The 18,267-nt window shown below is 63.4% G+C and carries 16 protein-coding genes; 10 read left to right on the top strand and 6 right to left on the bottom strand.

The window, feature by feature from the left end:
- Positions 1-6 precede the first annotated feature (6 nt).
- Positions 7-1,476, top strand: coding sequence for an NADH-quinone oxidoreductase subunit NuoN (gene nuoN / locus ACPZMI_RS20095; protein ID WP_054892697.1), 1,470 nt, complete (start codon positions 7-9; stop codon positions 1,474-1,476).
- A gap of 78 nt (positions 1,477-1,554) precedes the next feature.
- Here the strand turns inward: nuoN and ACPZMI_RS20090 are convergent, their stop codons facing one another.
- The gene (locus ACPZMI_RS20090; RefSeq protein WP_426352908.1) at positions 1,555-3,351 is read right to left on the bottom strand and encodes a glycoside hydrolase family 15 protein; all 1,797 of its coding nucleotides are present in this window, start codon (positions 3,349-3,351) and stop codon (positions 1,555-1,557) included.
- A gap of 162 nt (positions 3,352-3,513) precedes the next feature.
- Here ACPZMI_RS20090 and ACPZMI_RS20085 point away from each other — a divergent pair, with 162 nt between their 5' ends.
- Positions 3,514-5,346 (top strand): SLC13 family permease, encoded by a 1,833-nt coding sequence (locus ACPZMI_RS20085; RefSeq protein ID WP_411384205.1) that lies wholly within the window; start codon positions 3,514-3,516, stop codon positions 5,344-5,346.
- Between the two features lie 146 nt (positions 5,347-5,492).
- Positions 5,493-6,911: a GGDEF domain-containing protein gene (locus ACPZMI_RS20080; protein WP_186708672.1), complete on the top strand. Its 1,419-nt coding sequence runs from the start codon at positions 5,493-5,495 to the stop codon at positions 6,909-6,911.
- Position 6,912: 1 nt separating this feature from the next.
- On the opposite strand, the gene ACPZMI_RS20075 is transcribed toward ACPZMI_RS20080, so the two are convergent.
- Positions 6,913-7,671, bottom strand: coding sequence for a sulfite exporter TauE/SafE family protein (locus ACPZMI_RS20075; protein ID WP_186669796.1), 759 nt, complete (start codon positions 7,669-7,671; stop codon positions 6,913-6,915).
- 100 nt (positions 7,672-7,771) lie between these two features.
- On the opposite strand from ACPZMI_RS20075, the gene ACPZMI_RS20070 reads away from it, so the two are divergent.
- Positions 7,772-8,671, top strand: coding sequence for a LysR family transcriptional regulator (locus ACPZMI_RS20070; protein WP_186669798.1), 900 nt, complete (start codon positions 7,772-7,774; stop codon positions 8,669-8,671).
- 126 nt (positions 8,672-8,797) lie between these two features.
- Here the strand turns inward: ACPZMI_RS20070 and ACPZMI_RS20065 are convergent, their stop codons facing one another.
- The 4 genes from ACPZMI_RS20065 to ACPZMI_RS20050 all read right to left on the bottom strand — a co-directional run bounded on the left by ACPZMI_RS20065 (position 8,798) and on the right by ACPZMI_RS20050 (position 12,379).
- Positions 8,798-8,992 carry a hypothetical protein gene (locus ACPZMI_RS20065; protein WP_186669800.1) on the bottom strand — a complete coding sequence of 65 codons (195 nt, stop codon included), beginning with the start codon at positions 8,990-8,992 and terminating at the stop codon, positions 8,798-8,800.
- A gap of 480 nt (positions 8,993-9,472) precedes the next feature.
- A complete protein-coding gene (locus tag ACPZMI_RS20060; RefSeq protein WP_186669802.1) occupies positions 9,473-9,826 on the bottom strand; it encodes an SH3 domain-containing protein in 354 nt (117 codons plus the stop codon).
- 42 nt (positions 9,827-9,868) lie between these two features.
- Positions 9,869-10,360, bottom strand: coding sequence for a GNAT family N-acetyltransferase (locus ACPZMI_RS20055; RefSeq protein ID WP_426352907.1), 492 nt, complete (start codon positions 10,358-10,360; stop codon positions 9,869-9,871).
- A gap of 627 nt (positions 10,361-10,987) precedes the next feature.
- Positions 10,988-12,379, bottom strand: a complete 1,392-nt coding sequence (locus tag ACPZMI_RS20050; RefSeq protein ID WP_411384203.1) for an aminotransferase-like domain-containing protein — start codon at positions 12,377-12,379, stop codon at positions 10,988-10,990.
- 150 nt (positions 12,380-12,529) lie between these two features.
- On the opposite strand from ACPZMI_RS20050, the gene ACPZMI_RS20045 reads away from it, so the two are divergent.
- From ACPZMI_RS20045 to ACPZMI_RS20020, 6 genes are all read left to right on the top strand, one after another.
- Positions 12,530-13,816: a hydroxymethylglutaryl-CoA reductase, degradative gene (locus tag ACPZMI_RS20045; protein WP_186669808.1), complete on the top strand. Its 1,287-nt coding sequence runs from the start codon at positions 12,530-12,532 to the stop codon at positions 13,814-13,816.
- Between the two features lie 2 nt (positions 13,817-13,818).
- Positions 13,819-14,739 carry a hydroxymethylglutaryl-CoA lyase gene (locus ACPZMI_RS20040; protein ID WP_202885243.1) on the top strand — a complete coding sequence of 307 codons (921 nt, stop codon included), beginning with the start codon at positions 13,819-13,821 and terminating at the stop codon, positions 14,737-14,739.
- A gap of 53 nt (positions 14,740-14,792) precedes the next feature.
- The gene (locus tag ACPZMI_RS20035; RefSeq protein WP_186669812.1) at positions 14,793-15,290 is read left to right on the top strand and encodes a hypothetical protein; all 498 of its coding nucleotides are present in this window, start codon (positions 14,793-14,795) and stop codon (positions 15,288-15,290) included.
- Positions 15,290-16,672, top strand: coding sequence for a tripartite tricarboxylate transporter permease (locus ACPZMI_RS20030; protein ID WP_186669814.1), 1,383 nt, complete (start codon positions 15,290-15,292; stop codon positions 16,670-16,672). The genes ACPZMI_RS20035 and ACPZMI_RS20030 overlap by 1 nt, the downstream gene beginning before the upstream one ends.
- 104 nt (positions 16,673-16,776) lie before the next feature.
- Complete coding sequence (locus ACPZMI_RS20025; RefSeq protein WP_411384462.1) at positions 16,777-18,000, top strand: OprD family porin; 1,224 nt, start codon at positions 16,777-16,779, stop codon at positions 17,998-18,000.
- Positions 18,001-18,145: 145 nt separating this feature from the next.
- On the top strand, positions 18,146-18,267 hold a 122-nt coding region (locus ACPZMI_RS20020), incomplete at its 3' end, for a transposase (RefSeq protein WP_426352931.1).

Here is an 18,267-nt window from a genome sequence, read left to right as displayed (position 1 = left end):
AGCGCTATGGAATTCACCACTCAACACTTCATCGCATTGGCGCCGATGCTGATCACCACCATCACCACGGTGGTGGTGATGCTGGCGATCGCCTGGAAGCGCAACCACTCGCAGACCTTCCTGCTGTCCACCGTGGGCCTGAACCTGGCCCTGCTGTCGATCCTGCCGGCACTGAAAGTCGCACCGCTGGCGGTCACCTCGCTGGTGACCATCGACAAGTTCGCCTGCCTGTACATGGCGATCATCCTGGTGGCCACCCTGGCCTGCGTCACCCTTGCCCACGCCTACCTGGGCGAAGGCTCCAAGGGCTTCCCAGGCAACCGTGAAGAACTCTACCTGCTGCTGCTGATGTCGGCGCTCGGTGGCCTGGTGCTGGTCAGCGCCAACCACCTGGCGGGCCTGTTCATCGGCCTGGAGCTGCTGTCGGTGCCGGTCTACGGCCTGGTAGCCTATGCGTTCTTCAACAAGCGTTCGCTGGAAGCCGGCATCAAGTACATGGTGCTTTCGGCTGCAGGTTCGGCCTTCCTGCTGTTCGGCATGGCCCTGCTCTACGCCGATGCCGGCGCCCTGACCTTCGACCAGTTGGGCAAGGCCCTGGCCGCCACCAGCATGCCAAGCCTGCTGGCACAGCTGGGCCTGGGCATGATGCTGGTGGGCCTGGCCTTCAAGCTGTCGCTCGTGCCTTTCCACTTGTGGACTCCGGACGTGTACGAAGGTGCTCCGGCACCGGTCGCCGCCTTCCTGGCTACCGCCAGCAAGGTTGCGGTGTTCGCCGTGGTCGTGCGCCTGTTCATGCTCTCCCCTGCCGCCAGCAGTGGCGTGCTGAGCACCGTACTGGCGGTGATCGCCGTCGCCTCGATCCTGGTCGGTAACCTGCTGGCGCTGACCCAGAGCAACCTCAAGCGTCTGCTGGGTTACTCGTCCATCGCCCACTTCGGTTACCTGGTCATCGCCCTGGTGGCGAGCAAGGGCCTGGCACTGGAGGCCATGGGCGTGTACCTGGTCACCTACGTGATCACCAGCCTGGGCGCCTTCGGCGTGATCACCCTGATGTCCTCGCCGTACGCCGGCCGTGACGCCGACGCGCTGTACGAGTACCGCGGCCTGTTCTGGCGCCGTCCGTACCTGACCGCGGTACTGACCGTGATGATGCTGTCGCTGGCCGGTATCCCGCTGACCGCAGGCTTCATCGGCAAGTTCTACATCATCGCCACTGGCGTCGAGTCGCACCTGTGGTGGCTGGTCGGTGCACTGGTGATCGGTAGCGCCATCGGCGTGTACTACTACCTGCGGGTCATGGTGACCCTGTACCTGGTAGAACCGAACCTGCGTCGTCACGATGCTCCGCTGAAGTGGGAACAGCGTACCGGTGGCGTGATGCTGCTGGCCGTTGCGATCCTGGCCTTCGTGCTGGGTGTCTACCCGCAGCCGTTGCTGGAACTGGTTCAGCAGGCTGGCCTGCACCTGGTAGGCTGATTCGTTCTGCGCTGCATCAAGACACCCCGCCTCGGCGGGGTGTCTTGTTTCTGGCACCGGCAAAACCGGCCAGCGCCTTCAACCACAACGGGCACGGTCCCACGCCGGGCACTGAGCTCGGTGCAGGTTCAACGCGGTATTGATGATGCCGATGTGGCTGAACGCCTGCGGAAAATTCCCCAGCATCCGCTGGCCGAGCGGATCGTACTGCTCGGCCAGCAAGCCCACGTCATTGCACAGCCCGGTCAGGCGGTCATACAACGCCTGCGCCTGTTCCTGGCGCCCCAACAGCACATACACATCAGCCAGCCAGAACGAACACACCAGGAAAGTCCCCTCCCCCGGCGTCAGGCCATCGCTGCAACTGTCGCTGTCGTAACGCAGCAACAAACCATTTTTCAGCAGGCGACGTTCGATCTGTTCCAGTGTCCGCAAGAAACGCGGATCCTCCGCCGGCAGAAAACCGGTCAGGGCAATGTGCAGAAGACTGGCGTCGAGCTCGTCTGAACCATAGGCCTGCACGAAGTACTGCCCACCAGCATCCAGCCCTTGCTCGCACACCTCTCGGTGAATCTGCTCGGCCACCTGACGATAGTGCCGCCCCCGCTCGCGATCCTCCTCGGTGGTTTCAGCCAGCCTCGCCGTGCGGTCAAACGCAACCCAGGCCATCACCTTCGAATGCACGAACTGCTGACGACCGCCACGCACCTCCCAGATACCTTCGTCGGGCTCGCGCCAGATGCGCTCCACATACGGCATGATCAGCCGGGCGATTGCGGCACTGCGAGGGTGACGAGGCAGCCCGCCCTTGATCGCCTGGGCCATGGCATCGGCCACCTCACCATAGATATCCAGCTGGCGCTGCCCGGAGGCGGCGTTGCCGATGCGCACCGGGCTCGAGCGTTCATAGCCGGCCAGCCAGGGCAAGGTGAACTCGCCCAGGTCGCGCTCGCCTGCCAGGCCATACATGATCTGCATCTGCTCCGGGTTGCCGGCCACCGAGCGCAGCAACCATTCGCGCCAGGCCTGCGCCTCATCGAAATACCCCAGGTTCATGAACGCCAGCAGGGTCATGGTGGCGTCCCGCAACCAGCAATAGCGATAGTCCCAATTGCGTTCACCCCCGATGCGCTCGGGCAACGAAGTGGTGGCCGCAGCGACGATCCCGCCGGTGGGCGCATAGGTGAGCGCCTTGAGGGTCAACAGCGAGCGACGCACCTGGGCACTGTGCGACCCTAAGTCAGGGCAGCGTGCAGCGAAGTCCTGCCAGTGCGCCAGGGTGTCGGCCAGCGCCTGATCGGCGTCGAAATCCGGTGTGTCGGGCAGGTGCGAGGGTTGATGACGCAAGGCGAACACATGGCGCTCGCCTGCGCCCACATGAAAACGGCAGACGCTGTGATGGTCCATCGCATGCAGCCCGACCGTGCTGCGCAGGATCAGGCGGTCGGGGCCGGCAACGGCACTGAGGGTCAGTGGATCGAGCCGCTCCACCCAGGGGACACTGCGGCCATAGTCGAAGCGCAGCACCAGATCGAGTTCGAATCGGGTTTCTCCCGAGAGGCCTTCGACGATACGCAGCACGGCGTTTGGTTCACCCAGGGGCATGCAGTCGAGTACCCGGGCACGACCACTGGCAGTGGTCCAGGTGGTTTCCAGGACCAGGGTATCGCCCAGGTACTGCCGACTGCACTGCTCCACCGAGTCGCTGGGCGCCAGGCGCCAGCGACCATTCTCTTCATTGCCGAGCAACGCGGCGAACACCGCAGGGGCGTCGAAACGGGGCAGGCACAACCAGTCGATCGAACCATCGCGGCTGACCAGGGCTGCGCTGCGGCAGTTGCCAAGCAGGGCATAGTCTTCGATGTGCGCGGGCATTGGAGCTCCTTGGATTGAGGCTTGGGTTCGCTCTGTTGTTTGTGACCACAACCGAGCACGCTTTGCGCCCCTCGCCCGAATCCTGCAGTACATCAACGACGTCGCCCGCCTGGCCTGCTACTGTTCTCCCCAGCCCCAACCCGTGAAGGATCACCCTGCCCCATGTCTTCAGACCTGCTCCTGGTCCTCGGCCTGCTCGCCATCGTCGTCACCCTGTTCATCCTCAATCGCCCCCGCATGGATGTGGTTGCGCTGCTGGTGATCCTGTTTCTGCCGCTGTCCGGCATCCTCACCGTCGAACAGGCCTTGGCCGGCTTCAGCGATCCCAACGTGGTGCTCATCGCCGCATTGTTCGTGATCGGCGAAGGCCTGGTGCGCACCGGTATCGCCTACCGCATCGGCGACTGGATGAGCGAGCGCGCTGGCAACAGCGAGGCCCGCTTGCTGGTGCTGTTGATGGTCGCGGTCGCCGGGCTTGGCTCGGTCATGAGTTCGACTGGGGTGGTGGCGATCTTCATCCCGGTGGTGCTCAGCATCGCCGCGCGCCTCAAGTGCTCACCGAGCCGCCTGATGATGCCGCTGAGCTTCGCCGGCCTGATCAGCGGCATGCTCAGCCTGGTGGCGACGCCACCGAACGTGGTGGTGCACAGCGAGCTGGTGCGCCACGGGCTGGAAGGCTTCAATTTCTTCAGCTTCACCCCGTTCGGCCTGGTGATACTGGTCCTGGGGGTGGGCTACATGCTGCTGACCCGCCACTGGCTCAACGGCGAAGTGCGCAAGGACGGTCGTAGCGAAAGCCGCCGCACCCTGCTCGACCTGGTACTGGACTACAAACTCAGCGGTCGCGAGCGGCGGCTGCGCATCCGCCCACATTCGCCACTGATCGGCCATACCCTAGGCGAGCTCGAGTTGCGTACCCGCCATGGCGCCAATGTGGTCGGCATCGAGCGCCAGCACAAATTCACCACCCGGGTGATCGCCGCCGACTCCGGCACCCTGCTGCAACAGGGCGATGTGCTGCTGCTCGACCTGTTCGCCAATCGCGACGACCTGCGCAGCCTGTGCCAGACCATGCAACTGGAACCCCTGCACTTCAAGGCCGCCTACTTCATCGATCAATCGCAGGAAGTGGGCATGGCTGAGGTCTCGCTGCCGCCCGGCTCGCAACTGATCGGCAAGACTATCCTGGAGCTGGCCTTTCGCAGCCGCTACGGCCTCAATGTGGTCGGCCTGCGCCGCGAGCAGAGCGCCGTCGAAGCACAACTGGTGGAGGAGAAACTGCGCCTGGGCGACACCCTGCTGGTCATCGGCCCCTGGAAAGCCGTGCGCCAGTTGCAAAGCCAGCCGCGCGACTTTCTGGTGCTGAGCCTGCCAGCCGAAATCGATCAGGTCGCCCCTGCCCGCACCCGTGCTCCCCAAGCCCTGCTGAGCCTGGCGGTGATGGTCGGGCTGATGGTCAGCGGCCTGGTACCCAATGTCCTCGCTGCGCTGATCGGCTGCCTGTTGATGGGCGCCGGGCGCTGTATCGACATGAACAGCGCCTACCGCGCGATCCATTGGCAAAGCCTGGTACTGATCGTCGGCATGCTGCCCTTCGCCCTGGCGCTGCAGAAGACCGGCGGTATCGACCTGGCCGTGACCGGGCTGGTCGGCCTGCTCGGCGGTGCCGGCCCGCAGGCCATCCTTGCCTGCCTGTTCGCCCTCACCGCCGTGATCGGGCTGTTCATCTCCAACACGGCAACGGCAGTACTCATGGCCCCGGTTGCGATCAGCACGGCGCAGCAACTGGGCATGTCGCCGTATCCCTTCGCCATGACCGTGGCCCTGGCCGCCTCGGCAGCATTCATGACGCCGGTGTCCTCACCGGTCAACACCCTGGTGCTCGGCCCTGGCCAGTACCGCTTCGCCGATTTCGTCAAGGTCGGTGTGCCCTTCACCCTGCTGGTGATGGTGGTGACTGTGGTGATGGTGCCCTGGTTCTTCGGATTGCAGTGACCAGGATGTTTACCTGTAGCAAACGTGAAATATCCGGGAGGATCGGCGCAAATTAATATCCAATTGACATCAATTCGCTTCCTGAACCACACTGCGATCTATCTGTCCCAGGTGTTAGCTGCAGTCGTCCTGGATTACGTTTGCGCTTGTCGGTCGAGCCCATGGTGTTTTCAGCCCAGTCGCGCCTGCTGCCTCCCTTGATCCTGTTCGGTCTGACCTTCGCCCTGACGCTGGGCGGTATCCTGGCCCGACCGATCGAGTCCCTGTCGCTGTTCTGGCCGGTCAATGCCGTGTTGGCCGGGATGCTGCTGCGCCACCCCCGCCAGGGCAGCATCCTGGGCATCGCCCTGATGTACCTGGCGATGGTCAGTGCCGACCTGATCTGTGGCAGCGAGTGGCGCCCCGCCCTGTGGTTCAACCTGTGCAACGTCGGTGCGATCGTCACCCTCTGGCGTCTGCTGGCGCACTTGCCCCGCCCCCATCGGCGACTGCGTACACCCCATGGCGTGCTCCGCGTATTCGCTGCCTGTGCCGCAGGGGCCGTGGTGGCTGCAAGCCTCGCATGCGTCATGGCCGCCCCCTGGTTCGATCAGTCATTGCGCACCACCTGGCTGGCCTGGTTCAGCGAACAGTTCTCCACCAGCGTACTCGTGTTGCCAATCATGCTCACCGCGCCGTCGCTACCGGCACTACTGCGCAGCGGAGGACAGCCTGTGCGACTGGCACCCTTGCTGGTGCTGCTGGCTTCGCTGGTGCTCAGTATCGTTTTCGGCGGCCCTGGCGCAATCGCCTTCCCCATTTCTGCGCTGCTGTGGTGCGCCCTGAGCTATTCCCCTTTTCTGCTCTCGCTGCTGACGCTGACAGCAGGCAGCACCCTCATCGTTGCCGTGGCCCAGAACCTGATGCATTTCAGCGTGCCGCAGAGTGAGCCGGGCGTCACGGCACTGATGTCGGCTCGCCTGGGCATCGCCATGCTGGTGCTCGGGCCGCTGGTAGTGGCCTGTGTCAGCAATGCCAACCGCGCCCTGCTGTCGCGCCTGGCGCACCAGGCGACCATCGATCACCTGACCGGCGCCCTGACCCGCAGCGCCTTCACCCGCCAGGCCAACGCCCTGCTGGAAGGCCGGCAGCAGCATGCCCAGGCGCTGCCGCTGACCTTGATGATGCTCGATATCGATTACTTCAAGGCGATCAATGACCGCCATGGCCACGCGGTCGGCGACCACGTCCTGCGCCAATGTGCCAGTGCGTTGCAGGAACAATTGCACGACGGCGAACTGTTCGCTCGCCTGGGTGGCGAGGAATTCGTCATCGTCGTTCCGGGGCTCGCGCCCGAACAGGCTGCGTTCACTGCCGAGCGTCTGCGCCGCGCCGTGCAGGACCTGCAGATGGTGCAGGGTGAGACGCAGCTGCGGATCACCGTGAGCATCGGTGTCAGTGGCTGCAACGACAGCCAGCCGACAGCCGACCTTGATGCCTTGCTCGCCGATGCCGACCAGGCGCTGTATCGCGCCAAGGCCCATGGCCGCAATCGTGTCGAGCAGGCCCAGCGCCAGGTGGTCTGAGTCAGCCGATCAGGTCCCAGGAAAGCTTGGCGATCAGCACGCACAGCAGTACCAGGAACAGGCCCCGCACGAACCCTGCCCCTTTGCGTACCGCCAACCAGGTGCCCGTCAGAGCCCCCAGGATGTTGAACACCGCCATCGGCAATGCAATGGCCCACAGCACGTTACCCGAGGGAATGAAGAACACCAGTGCGGCCAGATTGGTGGCGATGTTCACCAGCTTGGCCGACGCCGAGGCGTGGAGAAAATCCAGGGCGAAAAAGCGGATGAACAGGAAGATCAGGAAGCTGCCCGTTCCAGGGCCGAACAGACCGTCATAGAAACCAATGGCACCGCCGATCAGTACCGCCAGGCACTGCTCCTTGCGGCCGATTCGCGTCGGCGTGTGCAAGGCCCCGAAATCTTTCTTGCAGAAGGTGTAGATCGCCATCAACACGATCAGCACCAGCACCGCCGGGCGCATCACGCTGGGAGGCACCAACGACACGGTCGCGGCCCCTGCGAACGACATGACAAAGGCACTGGCCATCGCCGGCACGATCAGCCCCCAGTCGAGTCTGACCTTGCGAATGAACGAGCGCGCGGCGAAGGCCGTGCCGCACACCGACGCGAACTTGTTGGTGCCCAACAGCGCCGCCGGTTGAGCACCGGGCAGCACATTGAACAGCGCAGGAATCTGAATCAGCCCGCCACCGCCGACCGCAGCATCGATCAATCCGGCAGCGAACGCGAACAGGGACAACAGGACGATATCCGTCATTTGAGAAGTTCCAGGCAGGGAAAGCGTGCCCAAAGCCTAATCAAACGGCCGCACCTGTGTTGAAATGCCATATTGCACAAACCGCAATGAGGAACCCGCCATGGCATTGGATATGCTGCGCGAAATACAGGCTTTCGTCAGCGTCGCCCACAAGCGCAGCTTCGTTGCCGCCGCCCGCGCCCTGGGGCGCTCACCCAGCGCCGTAACCCGCGCAGTGCAGGCGCTCGAGGACAACGCTGGCACCCGCCTGCTCAATCGCAGTGCCAACGCCGTGACCTTGACCGAAGCCGGTGAGCACTTGCTGCCCCACGCACAGCGCTTGCTGGAGGTGCAACGTGATGCGGCCGATGAGCTGGCGGCGCTGAGCGGTTCGGCACAGGGCTGGATCCGCTTCGCAGTGCCCGAGCTGCTGGCCCAGAAGGTACTGCCGGCGGTGCTCGCCGAATTCTCCCAACGTCACCCCCAGGTCACCCTGGACGTGCAGTTCGGCGATCAGGCCCTCGACCCGGTGCAAGGCAAGTTCGATTTCGTGGTGCGCGGTGCCTTTCCCCAGTCGAGCGAACTGATCGGCTATCCACTGTGGAACTACCGCCGCCACCTGTACGCTAGCCCGGCGTACCTGCAGCAACACGGCTTGCCACTGGAACCCGAGGAGTTGGGCGGCCATGCACTGATCCTGCACACCGCTCCCCGCATACTCAAGGCTTGGCATTTCTACCGCGACGGCCAGATCACCAGCCTGCGACCACGTCCGCGCCTGCGCCTGTCTGCAGGCACTGCGGTGTACCAGAGCGCGCTGGCCGGTGCCGGCATCGCCCGTCTCGCCGACTGGCTGGGCGAGCCGCAAGTGCAGGCCGGGCGCTTGCTGCGGGTATGCCCGGCGTATCACCTGACCTCCAGCAGCGGCCAGGATCCGCAGATGCATGCGCTCTACCCGCCTGGCGAACAACCGGCTCGGGTACGTGAACTGCTGCAGGCGCTACGACGCGCGCGTCCCTGACCCCCAGACAGCACTGTACAAATTCTGCTCAATTTAACAAAGGCCGCTTCGTTACTGGCTTGTAGCGTTTTATCCACAGACCTACCCACGTTTTTTGTGGACAGAATTCCGAGCCCAGTTAACGACTTATCGCACACGCAATAGTGCAGCATTCGCTAGCCTGACCAATTCGATCCACTCGCCAACGTTGATCGCCCCGGCACGCTCGAGTTGCTCGGCACAGACCAGTGCCTGCTCGTAATCCCGTTCGCTGGCGATACCGGTGCCGACGAACCTCTCCCGCCACTCCAGCATCGCTGCAGTGCCCTTCTTGCTTTCCATGTACGACTCCGAGGCAGGTGGGCTGCCGTCAAGCCCAAAAACTCCAGACGCCCCGCGCTCGGGGGCCGAAAACGGCCGCGGGAGATTACACGAGCGGTTATCAAGTGAGAATAAATATCAAGAAGAAGCCGACAGACAGTCGATGAGCGGCGTGGCAGGAGGTAAAACGCATCGAGCCCGTCTCACAGGTAGACGGGCTCGGGGAAGTTGGACGGGATAATTAGCCCGGTGGGATGGTACCCAGCAAGCCGATCAGGATCGTCAGCATCAGGAAACCACCCAGGAACAACGCAAGCTTGCCCATTGGAACCTCGACAAAGTGGGGACTGAACGGCAGAGCTGCCCGCCAGGGATGCGGTGCAGCTGCGCTTGCCCGGCGCATACCGCTTCGTACGGCTGGGCTTGAGGGGCATTGTCAGGCCTTGGCTGATACGGTTACAGATTCAGGTTGCCGTAAAAAAAGCATATCAGATGGGCCTTTCAGTCCAGCCGTCGCAACTTCTCCTGCGGCAACCACCCCAGTTCACCGTTGCGCTGTCGCCGACACCAGAGCCAGCCGTTCAAGCGCCGCAGCCCCACCACCTCGTGCCCAGGATCGACGTCCAGCTCATGGGCCGAATACGACTCCAGTGCCCGCCCCTGGCCGACACCCAGGCACTCGATCAACTGCCCCGGCACCCAGCCTGGCTCGTGCCCCTCACAACTGCACAGGTACCAGTCCTGCCAGTCTTCCTCACCCTCGTAACGTTGCCCGATCTGCAACAACGTCCCTCGGGCGAAGCGGATGGGTCGAGGGTATTCACTGCGATGGCTTTCGATCACCACGTATTTCATATGCCGCTCCCTGGCTTCAGAAGAATCAGTCCTGGCAGCCGCTCAGAGGCTCATGACCATTTCATGCCAGGCCATGCCACCGTGATCGGAACTGGAAGGTTTCACGTACTGGTATCCCATCTTTTCGTACAACCCTACATGCTGGTCCTTGCACATCAGGTGAATGGTCTTCTTGCCGCGTTCGCGCATCTGCTCGATGAAGCGCGTCATCAGTTGCCCGGCGTAACCGCGCCCCTGAAACGCCGGATCGACCACCACCGACATGATCACCACGTTTGGCGCCAGGGCATCGTGCCCAACCAGCTCCTTGAACGCCTCATCGGACATCACCACTTCGTAAGCACAGCCACTGTTGATGAAACCCACCACCTGGCCATCCTGCTCTAACACCAGAAAGCCCTCCGGGTACTGGGCGATGCGCGTGGCAATCTTCTCCCGCGTGGCCGCTTCGTCACCTTCGTAGGCAGTGGTTTCGATGTGATAGCAGCGGTCCACATCCGAAGGCGTGGCGAGGCGGAAAACAGGCGTATTCATAGGGTAGGTCCGTGTCTCGGTAAACAGAGGACGACATCCTAACCGGAGCGGCTCGGCTTCGCACCGCGATCACACGTCACACCCTGCTTAACCGAGCATTACCTGTGCGGCACGCTTTGTCTGTTGGCCTGGGAGGATGTAAACCTGTCCGCTGATACCGTCGAGATCCCGCGGCCACGGTGGCTGGCCAGTACAAGGCGACCAAGACCCGGCGCTCGACACGCAAGGTCAAGCTGCTTGCCCCAGCTCTGCGTGCTCTATAGGCGCAAGTGCAGTTCACCATGAATCTGCCGGCGGAACTGATCGAGGTTATCGATCGAGACAATCGGACCGTGCGCGAACAGCACGTGCGGTTCGTCTTCCACAACACCGCCACAAACGAGCCGTAGCGCGCATCGGACGAGCTGCGACACGGATGGTGGATCACGCACCTGGAAAAAGCAGGCGTGCACCAGCGCGGACCAAAACCTGCCGGCACGCGGTCGCCAGCCAGATGCTGAGCAGCGGCATTCATTCGAAGTGTATCCCTGAATTAGGGATAGCCTTGACACTGAACTCATTCTTGACGGTAAACAAGCGGATTGGCCACGGTAGGACTTCCCCAGCACGGACAAAGCTCCTGCGACGCTAATCTCCTACCCGGACGCTTATCGTCTCTCGCAAACACTGAATGAATACCGCCTCCTGAAGATAGGCCACATTCAACCGGGTCCACGCGGTCACGGCTTTCTGGTTGGTCTGGAAAATCGCCCCCGGCGCCAGCATCACGCCCCTGCCCTGCACTTCACGGGTCAACACGGCGGTATCATCGATACCCGGAAAACGCGCCCACAAGTACAAGCTCTGTTCCGGCCGGCAGAACACCTCGGCGCCGAGCTCATCCAGCACCCGCAACCCGCCTGCGGTGGCCTCCCGCACCCGGTCCTGCAGGCGCATCAGGTGGCGCAGGAAGTGCCCTTCGCTGAGGATCACATCCGCCGTGCGCTCGCACAGTTCAGAGCAACTGGTGTGCAGCATCATCTGCAGGTCAGCCAGCTCGTCGATGGCCTCCTTGCTGCCGGCGATATAGCCCACGCGCAAGGCCGCCGACACCGACTTGGAGAAGCTGCCGATGTATAGCGAGCGGCGCAGCTGGTCGAGCGCCGCCACCTTCAGCGCCGAGCTGGGCTTGAAGTCGGCCAGCGCATCGTCCTCGACCAGCAGCAGGTTGTTCCGCTCGGCCAGTTGCAGCAGACGGTGGGCCTTGGCCGGGGAGATATCCGAGCCGGTGGGGTTGTGACACACCGACTGGATGAAGAACAGCTTGGGCCGTTCGACACGCAGCATAGCTTCCAATACGTCCATGTCCGGGCCGTCCGCCAGGCGCGGCACGCTAAGCAACCGTGCGCCATGTAACTGCAACTTACCGAACAGCGGGTAGTAACCCGGGTTTTCCACCAACACTGCATCTCCCGGCACCACGAAGCGGCGGATGATCAGGTCCAGCGCATGGTTGGAGCCGTGGGTAGTCACAATCTGCCGGGGCGTGGCATTGATGGCGTAGCTGGCCAGCTTGCGCACCAGGCTCTGGCGCAGCCCCGGGTTACCCAGCCGGTTGCCATAGCGGAACAGGTTGCCGGCGCCGCTGCGCATCGCCTGCCGGGTAAATTTGTCGAGGCGCATGTCCTGCAGCCAGGCCACTGGCGCAAAGCCCTCGCCCAGCGGCGCCAACCCGGGCTCGCGAACAAACTGCTGACGCATCATCCAGATGGTGTCCATGGCCCGGGTATAGGGCCGCGTTTCATCCACTTCGGCAGCCTGTGCCTGTGCCTCAACGAAAAAGCCCTGGCCGTGGCGCGCCTCCACCAGCCCCTTGGATGCAAGGATCTCGTAGGCGGTGATCACCGTGTTCTTCGAATGCCCGTGCAAGCGCACGTATTCACGTAGCGATGGCAGGCGGTCGCCAACCTTGAGCACGCCGCTGCGGATCTGCTGCTCGACCGCATCGGCAACCTGTTGGGCAAGGGTGACACGGGTCATCGGCGGGTTCCTTGGCTGCATTGGGTACAGACTGGGTACTGTTGGGCAAAACTGTACCTTCAACAAAGGGCACAGTGGTTGCACATTAAGCACCACGCCAGCGCCGCGCTCAAGGCGCCGCCCAATAACAATGACACCAACGGAGCCTTCATGAGCCTCGATTCCCGCCTGCCCGCCTTCCGTAACCTATCCCCCGCCGCACGTCTGGACCACATTGGCCAGTTGCTCGGTCTGAACCCCGACGACGTCAACCTGCTGGCCAACGCCGGTGCCCTGCCGATAGACATCGCCAACGGCATGATCGAAAATGTCATCGGCACCTTCGAGCTGCCCTATGCCGTGGCCAGCAATTTCCAAGTCAACGGCTGTGATGTGCTGGTGCCGCTGGTGGTCGAAGAGCCCTCGATTGTCGCTGCAGCCTCGTACATGGCCAAGCTGGCCCGCGCCAATGGCGGCTTCGTTACCTCCAGCAGCGCCCCGCTGATGCGTGCCCAGGTACAGATTGTCGGCGTCCACGACCCGCTCAATGCGCGCCTGAGCCTGCTACGCCGCAAGGGCGAAATCATCGAGCTGGCCAACCGCAAGGACCAGTTGCTCAACAGCCTGGGCGGCGGCTGCCGCGACCTCGAAGTGCACACCTTCGCCGAATCGCCACGCGGCCCGATGCTGGTCGCGCACCTGATCGTCGATGTGTGCGACGCCATGGGCGCCAACACCGTCAACACCATGGCCGAAGCCGTGGCGCCGTTGATGGAGGCTATTACCGGTGGCCAGGTACGCCTGCGTATTCTGTCCAACCTGGCCGACCTGCGCCTGGCCCGGGCCCAGGTGCGAATCACCCCGCAGCAGCTGAAGACCGACGATTTCAGTGGCGAGGCGGTAATCGAAGGCATCCTCGACGCCTACGCCCTCGCGGCCATCGACCCGTATCGCGCGGCCACCCACAACAAGGGCATCATGAACGGCATCGACCCGCTGATCGTCGCTACGGGCAACGACTGGCGTGCTGTGGAAGCCGGCGCCCACGCGTTTGCCTGCCGCAGCGGCCGCTACGGTTCGCTGACCACTTGGGAAAAGGACAGCAACGGCCACCTGGTCGGCACCCTGGAAATGCCGATGCCGGTCGGTCTGGTCGGTGGTGCGACCAAGACTCACCCATTGGCACAACTGTCGCTGCGCATCCTGCAAGTCAGCACCGCCCAGCAGCTGGCGGAGATTGCCGTGGCCGTAGGCTTGGCGCAGAACCTTGGGGCCATGCGCGCCCTGGCCACAGAAGGTATCCAGCGCGGGCACATGGCCCTGCACGCGCGCAATATCGCGGTGTTGGCGGGTGCCCGCGGTGATGAAGTGGATTGGGTTGTCCGGCAACTGGTAGAAAATCACGATGTCCGTGCCGACCGTGCCGTTGCGCTGCTGAAACAAAAGCGCGGCCAATGACCATGGCTCCGGCGCAAGCGGTAAAAGTGTTTGAAGTCGGCCCGCGCGACGGCCTGCAGAACGAGCGCCAGCGGTTGTCGGTGGCCACGCGCGTGGCGCTGATCGACGCGCTGGCGGCCAGCGGCCTGCAGCATATCGAGGCCGGTGCCTTCGTGTCGCCGCGCTGGGTGCCACAAATGGCCGGCAGCGACGAGGTGTTGCGCCAGTTGCCCGCCGACGACGAGGTCAACTACACAGCCCTGGTCCCCAACCTGCAAGGCTTCCAGGCCGCGCAGCGGGCCGGCTGCCGCGAGGTGGCGGTGTTCGCGGCCGCCTCCGAGGCGTTTTCGCGCAATAACATCAATTGCTCCATCGATGAAAGCTTCGAGCGCTTCGCCCCGGTATTGCAAGCCGCCAAACAAGCCTCTGTCCGCGTGCGCGGTTATGTATCCTGCGTGCTCGGTTGCCCATTCAGTGGCGCGGTGGCGCCAGAGGTCGTGGCGGCGGTCGCACGCCGCTTGTATGAACTGGGCTGCTACGAAATCAGTCTGGGTGACACCATCGGCGCCGGCAGACCGGACGCGACCGCGCAACTGATCGAACACTGCGCCCGGCAAGTGCCGGTGACCGCGCTGGCCGGCCACTTTCACGATACCTGGGGCATGGCCATCGCCAATGTCCACGCCGCACTAGCGCAAGGTGTACGCACCTTCGACAGCTCGGTTGCCGGCCTTGGCGGCTGCCCCTACTCGCCCGGTGCTAGCGGCAACGTGGCCACCGAAGAGCTGCTGTACCTATTACACGGCCTGGGCTACAGCACAGGTGTCGACCTGCAGGCGGTGGCCCGGGTTGGCGTGCGTATCAGTGCCGAACTGGGCATCGCCAACCGCTCCCGCGCCGGCCTTGCAATGGCGGCAAGGAGCGCCGGCGAACAACACCTGTAGTACTTGTAGCACCCGAATAATAACAACGTGCCCGCAAAGGCAGGAGAATGCCAATGACCCTTGAATGCCGCCTGCACCCCCGCGCACCGGAGGTGAACCAGGCTTACGACAACCTCTATGAAGTGTGGGGCGACACCGTGGACAGCCGCCACCTGATCGCCGCCATCGCCATCGGCGCCGCCTGCAGCCTGGGCACGTTCTTTCTCGCCGAGCACCTGCTGACCGGCTGGGTCCAGTCCAGCCAGATGGCCCGTGCCTACGCCATGCTGCTGGGCATTCTCGGCTCGCTGTTGGGTGGCGGGGTCAGTGCCTGCTTGTTCAAACCCAAGCGCCATGTGGTCGAACACGTCGCCGACCCGGCCTGGCGCCAGCAGGTGATTGAAGAACTGCGAGATGAATACGGCGGTATCGGCCAGCTCAGCGATCTGCCGCAAGAAGTGCGCAACGAGCTGCGCGAACTGGGCCTGGAGCGCTTGTTCGCCGAAGCCGAACCTGCCAGCCCAGCCGTGGCCTGCTCAAGCACTGCAACCCTGAAGCGAGGGACCGCCTGATGGACGCCTTGTTCGACCAGGTACTGATCGCCGTACTGATGGGGGTAATCGGCGCTGTGGTGTTCTCGGCCATCGGCCTGATTTCCGGCAGCGACGAAACCACCACGCTGGCACCGCTGACCTTGCTGGTGGTGCTGCTGGGTGTGCCCGCTGCCGGGGTGTTCACCTTCTTCCTTGCCGGCGCGGTGGCCAAGCACATGACCCATGCGGTGCCCACAGCGTTGCTCGGCATCCCCGGCGACACCATGGCCACGCCACTGATGCGCGAGGCCAACTTCCTGCGCAACCTTGGCGTGCCGCATATTGCCCTGCGCAAGATGATCTCCGGCGCGGTCATCGCCGCCCTGGTGGCCCTACCGCTGGCGGTTCTGTTCGCCGTACTGCTGGCGCCGTTCGGCGATGCGATCAAGCAGGCCGCGCCTTGGGTATTCCTCGCAGCCGCCACCATCATTGCCTACTTCTCGGCCGGCCGCTGGGCCTCGGTGCTGGCGCTGCTGCCGTTCGTGCTGGTGATCATTGCTTTGCAGACCCTGACCACCCAACACGGCGTCAAGCTCAGTGTCAGCTACTTCCTGGGCATCGCTATCGGCCCGCTGATCGCCGCCCTGTTCGCCATGCTCGCCCCGGCAGAGCGGGCTCGGATAAAGCGCAGTGTGCCGCGCACCTTTGCCCTGTCGCCAGACGTCAAGAGCTGGGGCGGCTGGTTCCCCAACCCGCTGAAGGTGCTGGACCGCCGCCAGGCCGGCTGGACCCTGGCCACCGCTACCGTGTCGAGCGCCACCTTCGTATTCAGCCCGGTGGCAATGACGGTGATCCTCGGTGAAGTAGTCGGTTCGCGCATCAAGCACGCCTATCATCGCCTTACCTCGGTGATCAGCGTGCGCAACGGGGTCACCGAGTCCACCTACATTGCCGAGGCATTGATCCCGCTGATCGCCTTCGGCCTGCCGCTCAGCCCCGTGGCTGCCGGCCCGGCCGCGCCGCTGTTCAACGCCCCGCCACGCTTTACCGTGGATGCCGCCAGCGGCCAGGTGAACAATCTGCACAACCTGCTCAGCGCCGGCGAGTTCCTTGCTTTCGGCATGCTCGCAGTGGTGATCGCCATTCTTATCGCTTACCCATTCTCGATGAATTTCGCCCACCGCGCCGCCTCGTTTGTTTCGCGGCGCATCAGCCACGAGGCGGTGATCGCCACCTTCGTCGGCCTGATTTTGGTGATCGGCCTGTGGGAAGGCGGCTTGCTGGGACTGCTGGTGATACTCACGGTCGGTCTGCTGGGTGGCTTCCTGTACCGCTTTATCGGCTTCAACATCGGCGTGCAGTTCATGGGCTACTACACGGCCGTGCTCAGCGTGCCGGCCATCGTCGCTTTGTTCGTCTGACCTGACCTTCTCCTGCTCCACCACGCAGCCACAGGGGCTGCGTGGTTTCATTCGCCTGCAATAAAGGAACAACAACAATGAATATCCTTTGCCCCCCTTGCCGCATGATGGCGGCTGGCGCCTGCCTGTTGCTCAGTGCCGGCAGCGCCCTGGCCGAAGGCTTTAGCGAAGATGCCAACGTCGGCCTGACCCTGCGCAACTTCTACATCAACCGTAATTTCGTCGACCCGGCCCACACCCAAGGCATGGCCGAAGAATGGACGCAAAGCTTCATCCTCGACGCCCGCTCCGGCTTTACCCAGGGCGTGGTCGGCTTTGGCGTGGATGTGCTGGGGCTGTATTCGGTAAAGCTCGACGGCGGTCGCGGCACTGCCGGTACCCAGTTGCTGCCGGTGCACGATGACGGCCGCCCGGCGGATGACTTCGGCCGCCTCGGCGTTGCACTGAAGGCACGCGTTTCGGCCACCGAGCTGAAGATTGGCGAGTGGTCGCCGATGCTGCCGGTGCTGCGCTCAGACGACGGCCGCTCGCTGCCCCAGACCTTCCAGGGCGCCCAGCTCACCTCGCGTGAAATCGACAACCTCACGCTTTACGGCGCACGCTTTCGCGGCAATAGCCCGCGCAACGACGCCAGCATGGACGACCTGTTCATGTCCGGCCGACCCAGCGCCACATCGGACCGCCTGGATATCCTGGGCGCCGAGTACCTGTTCAACGATAAGGCCACCCAGCTCGCAGCCTGGCATACGGACCTGCAAGACATCTACCGCCAGCAGTACTACAATCTGATCCACAGCCAGGCCATCGGCAACTGGACGCTGGGTGCCAACCTCGGCTATTTCGTCGGCGAGGACAGCGGCCGCTCACTGTCAGGCAAGATGGACAACCGCACCACCTCGCTGCTGCTCTCGGCGCGTACCGGTGGCCATACCCTGTACCTCGGCCTGCAGCGAGTGAGCGGCGATACCGGCTGGATGCGGGTCAACGGCACGGCCGGCACCAGCCTGGCCAACGACAGCTATAACTCCAGCTACGACAACGCCCACGAACGCTCCTGGCAGGTGCGCTACGACCACAACTTCGTAGTCGATGGCCTACCGGGGCTACAGTTCATGACCCGCTACATCAGCGGCGACAATGTGCACATTGGCAACGTGCGCGATGGCAAGGAATGGGGCCGCGAAAGCGAACTGGCCTATACCCTCCAGAGCGGCAACTTGCGAGACCTGACCGTCAGGTGGCGCAGTTCCACCTTGCGCCGGAACTTCAGCAGCAATGAGTTCGATGAACACCGGGTGATTGTGAGTTATCCGCTGTCTATCCTTTGAACTAAGTCCTCTCCTCCATGCAACCACGCAGCGACCAAGGCCACTGGTTCGCTGCGTATCCGCACGTCAGTTTGTAGTGCTCTGAATCGCCCCTGGCTTCCTAGACACCTCCGAGCCTCATAATGAGGCCCAAATAGGAGGTGCCATGAGTCGTCAGCGTTACCCCGAAGAATTCAAGATCGAAGCGGTCAAGCAAGTGACCGAAAAAGGCAAACCTGTCGCCGAGGTCGCCCAGCGCCTGGGCATGTCCGTGCACAGCCTTTACGC

This window comes from Pseudomonas wayambapalatensis, from assembly GCF_049942315.1.
GTDB lineage: Bacteria > Pseudomonadota > Gammaproteobacteria > Pseudomonadales > Pseudomonadaceae > Aquipseudomonas > Aquipseudomonas wayambapalatensis.
Note: the sequence above shows the minus strand (reverse complement) of the source record. Positions and strands in the feature narration are given on the sequence as shown.